Origin of the sequence: Rhodococcus sp. 008, assembly GCF_001682295.1 — a bacterium.
Classification (GTDB): domain Bacteria; phylum Actinomycetota; class Actinomycetes; order Mycobacteriales; family Mycobacteriaceae; genus Rhodococcus_F; species Rhodococcus_F qingshengii.
The window spans coordinates 4,570,526-4,582,773 of record NZ_CP012749.1 but is presented as its reverse complement, the minus strand read 5'-3'; the positions used below and the strand labels follow the sequence as shown (position 1 = coordinate 4,582,773).

The following is a 12,248-nucleotide window of genomic DNA, read 5'->3' as shown; positions in this document are numbered from 1 at the left end:
GGGTGGCACGGTTTCGACCATTCCCCCACCGATGAGAGAAGATGGACCATGTGAGTCTGAGTCTGTGGAGCGCCCCGAGGGCCCAAGCACCCGTCGATGCAGTGGTGACGCTGCCCGGATCCAAGTCCATCACCAATCGAGCTCTGATTCTGGCCGCACTTGCGGATGGCCCGTCCACGATCACCGGTGCACTCCGCAGCCGTGACGCCGACCTGATGATCGCAGCTCTGCGTGACCTCGGCATCGGCGTCGAGGAAGCCGGTGATGCGACCACGCTTCGCATCACCCCTGGACCCCTGCGCGGCGGCGAGGTCGACTGCGGCCTGGCCGGCACCGTGATGCGCTTCCTGCCGCCACTCGCCGCGATGGCCGACGGCATCGTCCACTTCGACGGCGACGAGCAAGCACGCACACGACCGCTCGGCACCATCTTGGAAGCACTGCGCGGTCTCGGCGCTCGGATCGAGGGTGACGCACTCCCGTTCACCGTCACCGGAACCGGGTCCCTACGCGGCGGGACGGTCACCATCGACGCATCCGGTTCGTCGCAGTTCGTCTCCGGTCTCCTGCTCTCGGCTGCTGCGTTCGAAGAGGGTGTCACCGTCCATCACGACGGCAAGCCCGTCCCGTCCATGCCACACATCGACATGACCGTCGAGATGCTCCGCGAGGCCGGAGTTTCCGTGACGACGCCAGCCACGGGCGGTGACGCGGACACCTGGCGTGTGGCACCGGGGCCGGTGCGCGCCGTGGACTGGGCGATCGAACCCGATCTCTCCAACGCCACACCGTTCCTGGCCGCTGCCGCAGTGACCGGCGGAACCGTCAGCGTCCCGATGTGGCCGTCGTCGACGACGCAACCCGGCGACGCGATCCGCGGGATCCTCGCCTCGATGGGGGCCGACGTCACTCTCGCCGATGGTGTCCTGACCGTCCGCGGCCCGGAGAAACTGCGCGGCATCGACATCGACCTCCACGACGTGGGAGAGCTGACCCCCACCGTGGCGGCCCTGGCCGCTCTCGCCGAGGGCACCTCGCATCTACGAGGAATCGCGCACCTGCGCGGGCACGAGACAGACCGTCTCGCCGCCCTCGCCGACGAGATCAACAAACTCGGCGGCTCCGTCACCGAAACCGATGACGGCCTGACGATCGTTCCCGCGGAACTCCATGGCGGACAATGGCTCTCGTATGCCGACCACCGCATGGCAACAGCCGGCGCCATCATCGGCCTGGTCGTCGACGGTGTCGAGGTCGACGATGTCGGAACCACAGCCAAGACACTGCCGGGCTTCGAGAACATGTGGATCGACATGCTCGAGAGTTCGCCTGCGACACCGAAGGCAAGCTTCTGAGTCCGCGGCAGTACGACGAGTCCGACGTCCGGGTACGCCCCGGGCGCGGATCCCGCCCCCGTACGAAGACTCGGCCCGAACATCTCTCGGCCGAATCGGGGATGGTGGTGTCGAAGGATCGTGGCCGTTGGGGTTGCGTCCTCGGCGGCGATCCCGACCGGCTGATCGTCACGATGCGCGCCCGCGAACTTGGCCGAACCCCCATCGTCGTCGGCGATCAGGTGGACATAGTCGGCGATCTGTCGGGCAAAACCGACACCCTGGCGCGCATCGTCCGGGTCTCCGAGCGTTCGACGGTTCTGCGACGGACCGCCGACGACACCGATCCCTTCGAACGTATCGTCGTCGCGAACGCGGAGCAGCTTCTCATCGTCGTGGCACTCGCCGATCCCCCACCGCGCACCGGCTTCGTCGAGCGCGCACTGGTCGCCGCCTACGTGGGCGGCCTGACGCCGATCGTCTGCCTGACCAAGAGCGACCTCGAACCGCCGGAGGAATTCGCGAGCACGTTCGCCGACCTCGACATCCAAGTGGTCGTCGCCGGTCGCGACGATCCCCTGGACGAACTGACGCAGATCCTCGAGCACAAGTTGACCGCCCTGATCGGACATTCCGGCGTCGGAAAGTCGACACTGGTCAATCGCCTTGTCCCCGATGCCAATCGAGCGGTCGGCATTGTATCCGGCGTCGGCAAGGGCCGGCACACGTCGACGCAATCGGTGGCGCTCCCTCTCGCCGGTGGCGGCTGGGTGATCGACACCCCGGGCATCCGTTCGTTCGGTCTGGCGCACATCTCGCCCGAGAACGTGGTGGCGGCGTTCTCGGATCTCGCTGCGGCGATCGAGGATTGCCCGCGCGGATGCACGCACCTCGGACCGCCGGCAGATCCCGAATGCAAGCTCGACCTGCTGGAGGGCAAATCAGCTCGACGCGTCGTCGCTGTGCGACAACTGCTGGAAGCGATCAAGTCCAACGATCAGTACTGAGCGCCCCCGAGCGACGTTCCGGGCGAGAAAAGCAAAGCGGCCCGACACCATCGAATGGTGTCGGGCCGCTTGCTGTCTACGGTCAGCGCAGTCGACGATCAGCGCAGGCCGAGGAGGCTGCGCAGCTTTCCGCTCTTGCGCTTACGTGCGATGGCGCTCTTGAGGCCACTGCGACGCCCGGTCACGGGATCGACAGTCGAGGTCAGTTCGCCGTCGAACATCCGCTCCGACGCCGTCTCGGGCGCATTGTCGACGGTGTCCTTGAGGTACTTGTTGGGCAGCGACAGCTTGGCGATGGTTCGCCAGGACTTGGCGTACTGCACGGCAAGCGGGCCGGTCGTGTACGGCAAGTCGTACTTGTCCGCGAGCTGACGCACCGTGACCGCGATGTCCTTGTAGCGGTTGCTGGGCAGATCAGGAAACAGGTGGTGCTCGATCTGGTAGCTCAGGTTGCCCGTCATGAAGTCCATGAGCGCGCTGCCCTCGATGTTGGCGCTGCCGAGCATCTGACGCAGGTACCACTGAGCCTGCGTTTCCTTGTCGATGTCTTCCTTGGTGAACTTCTCGGCACCGTCCGGGAAGTGGCCGCAGAAGATGACCGCGTTGGTCCACACGTTCCGCAGAGTGTTGGCGGTGAAGTTGGCCGACAACGTGCTCTTCCACGCCGGGCCGGTGATGGCTGGGTAGATGACGTAGTCGCGCAGGACCTGCTTGCCGATCTTCTCGCCGACCTCACGGAGCTTGCGCTGCGTCTCTTCCTTGTCGGCGCGGCCCTTGGCCACCTTGCCGAGCTCGAGGTGCTGAGCGGCGATGCCGTACTCGAAGAACAGCGCGAGCAGCGTGTTGTAGACCAGGTTGCCGGCGTTGAAGGGCTTCCAGCGCTGATCGCGGGTGACGCGGAGGAGTCCGTATCCGACGTCGTCGTCCATTCCGAGGACGTTGGTGTACTTGTGATGCAGGTAGTTGTGGGTCTGCTTCCAATGCGCAGACGGGCCGGTGACGTCCCACTCCCACGAGGTGGAGTGAATCTCCGGGTCGTTCATCCAGTCCCACTGCCCGTGCATCACGTTGTGCCCGAGTTCCATGTTCTCGATGATCTTCGAGAGCGTCAGCAGGCCAACTCCGGCGAGCCACGCCGGACGACGACGGCTGGCGAAAAGCACTGCGCGGCCGCCGATTTCGAGCGAACGCTGCAGACGAATGACGTTGCGCACGTATCGCGCATCCTTCTCGCCGCGCGACTCCTCGATGTCGCGACGAATCGCGTCGAGTTCGCGGCCGAGCGCTTCGATGTCGGCGTCCGTGAGATGTGCGTATTCCTTGACATCTGCAATCGCCATGGAAAGCCTCCTAGCAGTGAGTTAGGCGCAAAGTAGTAAGTGCAGAACGATCATCGATTCGAATCGTTCAGATCAACTGCACCTACTGTAGCGTAACTTACGGCACCGTAGGTTAGGTTTTTCCCGATGTAACCTATATCACTTCCGACGCTTCGGCATGCGGGAACGGGCCTGTGACTTGAGTGCGGTCAACAAACCGAGACGCTTACCGGTGATCGGATCGGTACGAAGGTCCTCGACCATCGCCATGGCTGCGTCCCGGAATCCCGAGTCGCGGAACCGCAGTTCCGAAGACGTTTCCGGAGCATTGTCCGAGGTTGCGGTCAGCCACTTGTCCGGCAAAGCCAACTTGTGGATGGTGCGCAGAGCCAGAAGATACTGCTTGAAGAGCGAACCGGTGGTGTACGGGAGATCGAACTTCTCGCACAATGCACGCATCTTCACAGCGATTTCGGGATAGCGGTTACTCGGCAGATCAGGAAACACGTGGTGCTCGATCTGGTAGCTCAGATTGCCGCTCATGAGTCCCATGAGCTTGCCGGAATTGAAGTTCGCACTACCGAGCATCTGGCGCAGGTACCACTCGTGACGAGTCTCCTGCTCGAATTCGGCAACAGTGAACTTCTCGGCACCGTCCGGGAAGTGGCCACAGAAGATGACGACGTACGCCCACAGGTTGCGCACGAGGTTCGCGGTCGCATTGGCCGACATGGTCGACTTCCACGCCGGCCCCGTCAGCGCCGGGAACAAGATGAAGTCCTTGCCCACCTGACGAAAGATCTTGCGCGCGAAGTCTTTGTTCGCCTGCGAGTTCAGCTGCCCCTTTTCCGCGCCCTCCAACTCGGCTGCCGCCGTGAGGTCGTGCAGCGCGATGCCCCACTCGAACGTGGCCGCCAAGATCACGTTGGCGATCGGCTGGAAGAGGTTGATCGGCTTCCACGGCTCGTCACGAGTCATACGCAGAATCCCGAAACCGAGATCCTCGTCCATACCGACGACGTTGGTGTACGTGTGGTGCTGGTAGTTGTGGGCGCGCTTCCAATGCTCGGAAGGACCGGTCTGATCCCACTCCCACGAGACGGAGTGAATCTCGGGATCGTTCATCCAGTCCCATTGCCCGTGCATGACGTTATGCCCGAGCTCCATGTTCTCGATGATCTTCGACAGGCTCAGCAGGGTCGTGCCGACCAACCATGCCGGTCGGTACCGACTGCCGAACAGTGCGATACGCCCGCCGAGCTCCAACGCCCGCTGGACGCGAATGACGCGACGAATGTAGCGGGCGTCCCGGATCCCACGAGAGTCTTCGATGTCGAGTCGAATCTGATCGAGTTCACGTCCGAGAGCTTCGACATCGGCCTCGGTGAGGTGCGAAAACTCTTTGATATCGGTGATGGCCACCGTGGTCCTCCGTGTGCCTAGAAGCTATGCGTCCAGCGTACAGTCGCCGGCGGCGGCGGAGATGCACGTCTGGATGCGCTCGCCCTCCGCGTGCTGTTTCCCCGAGCGTAGATCGATCGCGTGGCCGGCAACGAGAGGTACGACACACGTCTGGCAGATGCCCATGCGGCAACCGAACGGCATCAAGGCACCGGACTGCTCGCCCGCCTCCAGAAGCGTCGTCGCACCGTCGACGGTGATCGTCTTACCCGACTTCTCGAACGTGACCGTGCCACCGTCGGCCGAAGCATCGATGCGCGATACGGCGAACCGCTCCATGTGGAGTCGATCCTCGATGCCTTCCGCCTTCCAGACGTCTTCGAGCTCGTCGAGCAACGGGAGGGGTCCGCACGCCCAGGTGTGGCGCTCGCGCCAGTCGGGGCAGACCGTGTCGAGAGAACTGAGTTTGAACTTTCCGTCACGGCGCGTGAGTTGAACGTGGCTCACGAAGTCCTCGTGCTCGGCGTGCAGTGCTGTGAGTTCGTCGGCGAACATCACGTCGGATTCCGTCGGAGCCGAGTGGATGTGCATGACGTCGGGCAATTGACCGCGCCGGTTCATCGTCCGCAACATGCCCATGACCGGAGTGATGCCACTGCCGGCGGTGATGAACAAGATCTTCTCCGGTGGCGGATCCGGCAACGCGAAGTTGCCCGAAGGCGTGGCCAGTCGAACGATGGTTCCCGACGGCACGGCCCCGCTGACGAGGTGGCTCGAGAGAAAGCCCTCGGGCATGGCCTTGACCGCGATGGAAATGCGCTTGTTCTCCCAGTTGGGAGGCGAGGTAAGTGAGTACGACCGCCAATGCCAACGGCCGTCGATATGCAGACCGATGCCGATGTACTGCCCCGGCTGGTAGTTGAAGTCGAATCCCCAACCCGGCTTGATGACGATGGTCGCCGAGTCCGTGGTCTCGGGCCGGACTTCGACGATCTGGCCGCGCAGCTCGCGGGCGGACCACAACGGATTCGCGAGGTGCAGATAGTCGTCGGGAAGCAATGGTGTGGTCAGCCGAGCCGCCGCACCGCGAAGCAGATTGAGCTTCGACCGCGCTGCCGGAACTACCGACGCTGCCGGTGCCTCGATCCAGTCCTTCAGACCCATCAGACCTCCACCTCTCACCTTCCGAACCCACTGCCTACGGTACCGTAGGTTATCAGGTTACGGTACCGTAGGTTACTTCACGGTAAGCACATTCACAGCAGGTCGAGCAAGAACGGCAACTCCTGCGCGGCGTACCACGCCAACTCGTGGTCCTCCGCGTCACCGAGCGTGAACTCGGCATCGGCGTCACCGAGATCCGCCGCGTCGACTATGCCAGCAGCGCGCTCGATGTCCGATTCTGCCTGTTCGAGGTCGACATGCACAGATGCAACCTGAGCCATCGTGACAGGACCCGCCAATCGGACTACCGAATCGTCGAGATCGGGCCGTAACTTCACATCGGCATCGTCGACGTCGGCGGCAACGACAGCACGCCGGAAGGTGACGTCACCCTCGGTTCCGGCGATCAGTCGCAGCGACGCACGCGCAGCCTCACCCATGGCGACCTCGGCCAACTCGTCGTCGTCCCCCGCCGCGTACGACTCACGCAGAGTCGGGGTGACCGCAAAAGCCGTCCGGCTCATAGGGTCGAACTCCTGATCTGCGACCAACTGCTGCAAAATCTCGACCGTCGCCGGTACGTACACCCTCATGAGACCACCTTCATGCTCGTTCGTCACCGACTCGCATCCGTCAATTCCTCGAGTGACTCGAAGATCAGCGAACGAACGACGTCGACGTCCGACATCGCGTCACGGTCGGCATTCAAACCGTAGTAGACATTTCCGTCGTACGACGTCAGGGCGATGCTGAGTGTCTGATTCTTGAGCAGTGGCGACACGGGATACATCTCGAGCATCCGAGCACCACCGAGGTAAAGCGGAAATTGCGGCCCTGGCGCATTGGTGATCATCAAGTTGAACATTCGCTGCGACAGACTACTGGCCGCGCGGGAGCTCATCGCATGCAGCGTCGCCGGCGCAAACCCGGACATTCGCACCATCGTCTGCGCGGTGACCCGCCGACCCTGACGCGCGAATGCCTCCGTCGCATGGGCCACGTGCGAGAGCCGAACCACCGCGTTGGGTTCACCGACAGGCAGGTCGATGAGGAACGAGGAAACATGTCCGGGCGCTTGCGGATCGTCGACGTCAGGACTCTCCGGGCCGTCGGTGTAGACCGACATGGGCACCATCGCTCGCACGATGGTCGCCTCGGTCACCGGTTCACCGCGCGAGAGCAACCAGTTCCGCATCGCACCTGCGATGACGGTCAGAATCACGTCGTTGATCTCGCACCCGTACCGCGCGCGAATACGTCGATAGTCCTCCAGAGACGTCTTGGCCACCGCAAGGCGTCGATTGCGCGAAATGGTGGCGTTGAGCGGGCTCGACGGGGCTACCTGCGTCGCCGTTCGAACCACTTCCGCGAGTTTCCCGAGTGCACTCACAGCCTCGGTGACGGATGTGGTCACGTCGTTGAACGCTGCACGCGCCCGTGCGATCCCCTCCCCCGGGCTCGTTACGAGATCCGCCAGTGCACTGACCAACAAGCTGGTATCGCTCGGCGGCCTGGCGGGCATCCACAATTCTTCGGGGCCTGGCGCTCGATTCTTCTCCGGATCGAAGATCACCTGACTGATCTCTGGAGCCGCCTCGCCGTCCACCAACGACGAATGAGACTTCGTGAAGATGGCAAATCTGTTTCTGGTCAGCCCCTCGACCAGGTACATCTCCCACAACGGCCTCGTGCTGTCGAGTGGTCTCGACGTCAGCCGCGCGATCAGATCCATCAGCTGTTCGTCGGAACCTGGTTTGGGCAGAGCAGATCGGCGTACGTGATAGGTGATGTCGAAATCCGAGTCGTCCACCCAGACGGGGCGGGCCAGACCGAACGCCACCTCGCGAACTCTCTGTCGGTACCGCGGAACCGATCCGAGCCGCTCTTCGACAAGTCGAAGCAACTCCTCGTGATCGATCCCGTTTCGCAGTTGCCTGAAGATCCCCAACGAGCCGACATGCATCGGCGTCGTCCCGGCTTCGAGGAAGTAGAAAGCGGCATCCTGAGTCGTCAGTCTGTTCACCATGGCTTCGTGTCCCCTCCTTCGCCGAGATCGAACAGAATCGACAACTCCTCGATGGTCGATTCCGAGCCGACGTGATGGACCCCGACCATCCCGACGGCCACAGCCGCCCGGACGTTGATTTCGAGATCATCCACGAAAACGAAATCCTCCGGCTCGACGCCCAAACGACTCGCTGCCAACAGATAGATCTCGGCGTCGGGCTTTGCCATCTCGACATCACCGGACAAGATCACGTCGTCGACCAAGACCCCGTCGCCGAGATCCCGCAACCACTGAGCACTGGCGCCGCCGGGATCGTTGCTGACGATTCCCGTCACGATTCCGCGGGCCTTCACCGCGCGCACGACCGCGCTCAAGCCGTCGAGATCCGATCCCGGACCGAACAGCACGCCACCGACATCCAACAGAAGTCCCCGCACGCCATCACCCTAAGTCGCGATGGTGATCACGGCGACATCTCGAGCGATTCGTGTCATGCTTCTCACCATCGCTCGGGGGAGCGAAGTCCGAGACAGCTGTCTCGGACGCAGGATCATCCGGGGGGATGTCATGGAGCAGGACTGCAAGATCGTTCTCGAGCCGGCGCCGCAATTCGAGCCTCACCCGCATACCGTCGTGCTGTCGCGGCCACAGTGCCGGCCAGACCGAACGCAGTGCCGAACAGACCGGATGCTGCGTCGCCCGCGAAAGACGCCACACAACGGAACGTCGCCCAGTACCGGGTTCACTCACGCTCCGGAACCGCGGCTGGTAGGTGCCGACATCTTCTGGAACCGATCACTACGTCTGGTTCTCGAAACCGTCGACCGACGACGAAATCCACGGCAACTCAAGGGCGCGTTGACGCCGTCCGTCCTGGAAGTTGTTGCGAGACTTTACACTTCGGATTTCTCGGCCCGGAAGCTGGGCGGCGCGGCCGTTCACCGCACCCACGTTCAAGCAGTGTCGGAGAGTACCGCCGAAGTCTGTGCGACGTACACACGAGGCACGCAGACTTTTGCCGTCGCAGGCCGGATCGACCACACAGACGAAACAGGCTGGACGGTCACCGCACTACACGTGGTGTGACCGTCCAGCCTGCCGAGTACTGACTGCGCTAATACCTCAGCGCTTGCGCTTGGACTTCGGAGCTCGATTGCTCTTCGACTGCGTCCGTGCGGCTTCACGACGTTCGCGACGAGAGGCGGCACCGTCGCCGGTGTCGGCAGCCGAGTCACGTGTTGCCTTTGCCTTGCCGTCCTCGTCCGGGCCGGTGTACGTCAGACGCGACGGACCTTCGTCGTCAAGTCCCTTGGCGCGCAACGCCGTCGGGGCGGCAGTTCCGGCTGCCCTGGCCGCAGCCTCCTGCGTGGGGAGCGGCTTGGGCGCCGTGGCGGACGCCGCGGCGGCAGAGCCCGCGGTGACGGAAATTCCACTTGCGGGCTGCGCCGGAGCTGCCTCGACCTGCAGGTTGAAGAGGAATCCGACGGACTCTTCCTTCAATCCGTCGAGCATGCCGATGAACATGTCGTAACCCTCGCGCTGGTACTCGACCAGCGGATCGCGCTGGGCCATCGCACGCAGACCGATTCCCTCCTTGAGGTAATCCATCTCGTAGAGATGCTCACGCCACTTACGGTCCAGGACCGAGAGGAAGACACGACGCTCGAGTTCACGCATACCGTTTTCGCCGGCGATCGCATCGATCTCGGCTTCGCGCTTCTTGTACGCCGCGTGGGCGTCTTCGAGCAAAGCGGTTCGCAGGTCGTCACGGCTCAGGTCACTGTTGATGCCTGCGCCGTCCTCCCCTGCCAACGTCTTGTGATCGATGCCGACCGGGTACAGCGTCTTCAGCGCCGTCCACAGCTGCTCGAGATCCCAGTCCTCGACGTATCCCTCGGCGGTGGCACCGTCGACGTAGGCGGTGACCACGTCAGTGATCATCTGCTCGACCTGGCCTTCCATGTCCTCACCCTCGAGGATCTGGCGGCGCTCCTTGTAGATGACCGTTCGCTGCTGGTTCATGACCTCGTCGTACTTGAGGACATTCTTGCGAATTTCGAAGTTCTGCTGCTCCACCTGGGTCTGAGCGCTCTTGATGGCCTTCGAGACCATTTTGGCTTCGATCGGGACGTCGTCGGGCAGGTTCAGGCGCGTCATGATCGACTCGAGTGCCGAACCGTTGAAACGGCGCATGAGCTCGTCACCGAGCGAGAGGTAGAACCGCGATTCGCCGGGATCACCCTGACGTCCGGAACGACCACGCAACTGGTTGTCGATTCGGCGCGATTCGTGACGCTCGGTGCCCAGGACGTACAGGCCGCCGGCATCGCGGACCTTCTCGGCGTCTGCCTTGACCTCAGCCTTGACCTCGTCCAGGACTGCGTCCCAAGCCGCCTCGTACTCGTCCGGCGTCGTGACCGGGTCGAGGCCCTTCTTGCGCAGCGCGATGTCCGCGATGATGTCCGGGTTACCACCGAGCACGACGTCGGTACCGCGGCCGGCCATGTTGGTCGCGACGGTGACCGCGCCGGAGCGACCGGCCTCGGCGATGATGGTCGCTTCCTTCTCGTGGAACTTGGCGTTGAGGACGTTGTGGGCAACGCCGCGCTTGGTGAACTGCTTGGACAGGTACTCCGAGCGCTCGACGCTGGTGGTACCGATCAGGACGGGCTGGCCGTTCTCGTGGCGCTCGACGACGTCGTCGACCACCGCGTCGAACTTGGCTTCCTCGGTCTTGTAGATGAGGTCGCCGTTGTCGACTCGGACCATCGGACGGTTGGTCGGGATCGGGATCACACCGAGCGTGTAAGTCTGGTGAAGCTCGGCAGCTTCCGTCTCGGCGGTACCCGTCATGCCCGACAACTTGTCGTACAGACGGAAGTAGTTCTGCAGGGTGATGGTGGCAAGGGTCTGGTTCTCCGCCTTGATCTCCACCTTCTCCTTGGCCTCGATCGCCTGGTGCATGCCCTCGTTGTAGCGGCGGCCGACCAGCACGCGGCCGGTGAACTCGTCGACGATGATGACCTCACCGTCGCGGACGATGTAGTCCTTGTCCTTGGTGTAGAGCTCCTTGGCCTTGATCGCGTTGTTCAAGTAGCTCACCAGCGGCGAATTCGCGGCTTCGTACAGGTTGTCGATACCGAGCTGGTCCTCGACCAGTTCGACGCCCGCCTCGTGCACACCGATGGTGCGCTTGCGGATGTCGACCTCGTAGTGAACGTCCTTCTTCAGCAGCGGCGCGATGCGCGCGAACTCGCTGTACCACTTGCTGGAGCCGTCGGCCGGGCCCGAGATGATGAGGGGGGTTCGGGCTTCGTCGATGAGGATCGAGTCGACCTCGTCCACGATGGCAAACGCATGGCCACGCTGGACCAGGTCGTCCAACGAATGCGTCATGTTGTCGCGCAGGTAGTCGAACCCGAACTCGTTGTTGGTGCCGTAGGTGATGTCGGCTGCGTAGGCGACGCGGCGCTCGGCCGGCGTCATACCCGAGAGGATCACGCTGGTCTCGAGGCCGAGGGCGCGGTGAACGCGGCCCATCCACTCGGAGTCACGCTTGGCGAGGTAGTCGTTGACCGTCACCACGTGGACGCCGTCACCCGCGATCGCGTTCAGGTATGCCGGAAGAACACAGGTCAGGGTCTTGCCCTCACCGGTCTTCATCTCGGCGACGTTGCCGAAGTGCAGGGCCGCGCCGCCCATGATCTGCACGTGGAAGTGCTTCTGGTCGATCACGCGCCACGACGCCTCGCGGGCAACCGAGAATGCCTCGGGCAGCAACTCGTCGAGAGTTTCCCCGGCGGCATAGCGCTCACGGAACTCGGTGGTCTTGGCTTTGAGTTGCTCGTCTGTCAGGCCTTCGACATCGGGCGACAGAGATTCCACATGCTCGGCGATGTGCTTGAGCCGCTTGACCATGCGACCTTCACCAACACGGAGCAGCTTCGATAGCGACAGCGACGGCACAGTCTTCTTCGTCCTCAATCTTCGGCGACAGGGGGTCACACACTGAAAA

At 63.1% G+C, this 12,248-nt stretch carries 10 protein-coding genes; 3 read left to right on the top strand and 7 right to left on the bottom strand.

Translation table 11 applies throughout. The annotated features are described in order from the left end of the window. Window positions 1–41 precede the first annotated feature (41 nt). Both aroA and rsgA read left to right on the top strand, forming a co-directional pair. Window positions 42–1,355: a 3-phosphoshikimate 1-carboxyvinyltransferase gene (gene aroA, locus AOT96_RS21260; RefSeq protein WP_042922161.1), complete on the top strand. Its 1,314-nt coding sequence runs from the start codon at window positions 42–44 to the stop codon at window positions 1,353–1,355. Continuing rightward, window positions 1,304–2,341, top strand: coding sequence for a ribosome small subunit-dependent GTPase A (rsgA, locus tag AOT96_RS21255; protein ID WP_037129054.1), 1,038 nt, complete (start codon window positions 1,304–1,306; stop codon window positions 2,339–2,341). Before aroA ends, rsgA begins: the two co-directional genes overlap by 52 nt. A 98-nt stretch (window positions 2,342–2,439) precedes the next feature. Here the strand turns inward: rsgA and AOT96_RS21250 are convergent, their stop codons facing one another. The 6 genes from AOT96_RS21250 to AOT96_RS21225 form a co-directional block, all read right to left on the bottom strand. Then, complete coding sequence (locus tag AOT96_RS21250; protein ID WP_003940700.1) at window positions 2,440–3,681, bottom strand: fatty acid desaturase family protein; 1,242 nt, start codon at window positions 3,679–3,681, stop codon at window positions 2,440–2,442. Window positions 3,682–3,819: 138 nt separating this feature from the next. After that, window positions 3,820–5,082, bottom strand: coding sequence for a fatty acid desaturase family protein (locus tag AOT96_RS21245; RefSeq protein WP_003940901.1), 1,263 nt, complete (start codon window positions 5,080–5,082; stop codon window positions 3,820–3,822). A 24-nt stretch (window positions 5,083–5,106) separates the two neighbouring features. Then, entirely contained in the window at window positions 5,107–6,225 is a 1,119-nt protein-coding gene (locus tag AOT96_RS21240) for a ferredoxin reductase (protein WP_003940928.1), read from the bottom strand. A 92-nt stretch (window positions 6,226–6,317) separates the two neighbouring features. Then, window positions 6,318–6,818 carry a DUF6912 family protein gene (locus AOT96_RS21235; RefSeq protein WP_030535010.1) on the bottom strand — a complete coding sequence of 167 codons (501 nt, stop codon included), beginning with the start codon at window positions 6,816–6,818 and terminating at the stop codon, window positions 6,318–6,320. 23 nt (window positions 6,819–6,841) lie between these two features. After that, window positions 6,842–8,251, bottom strand: a complete 1,410-nt coding sequence (locus tag AOT96_RS21230; RefSeq protein ID WP_007731194.1) for a WS/DGAT/MGAT family O-acyltransferase — start codon at window positions 8,249–8,251, stop codon at window positions 6,842–6,844. Beyond that, a complete protein-coding gene (locus tag AOT96_RS21225; RefSeq protein ID WP_003940859.1) occupies window positions 8,245–8,670 on the bottom strand; it encodes an HAD-IA family hydrolase in 426 nt (141 codons plus the stop codon). The genes AOT96_RS21230 and AOT96_RS21225 overlap by 7 nt, the downstream gene beginning before the upstream one ends. A 130-nt stretch (window positions 8,671–8,800) precedes the next feature. Between AOT96_RS21225 and AOT96_RS21220 the strand changes: the two genes are divergently transcribed. After that, entirely contained in the window at window positions 8,801–9,319 is a 519-nt protein-coding gene (locus AOT96_RS21220; protein ID WP_231917277.1) for an Rv3235 family protein, read from the top strand. Window positions 9,320–9,355: 36 nt separating this feature from the next. On the opposite strand, the gene secA is transcribed toward AOT96_RS21220, so the two are convergent. Next, a complete protein-coding gene (gene secA / locus AOT96_RS21215) occupies window positions 9,356–12,199 on the bottom strand; it encodes a preprotein translocase subunit SecA (RefSeq protein WP_065352227.1) in 2,844 nt (947 codons plus the stop codon). Window positions 12,200–12,248 lie beyond the last annotated feature (49 nt).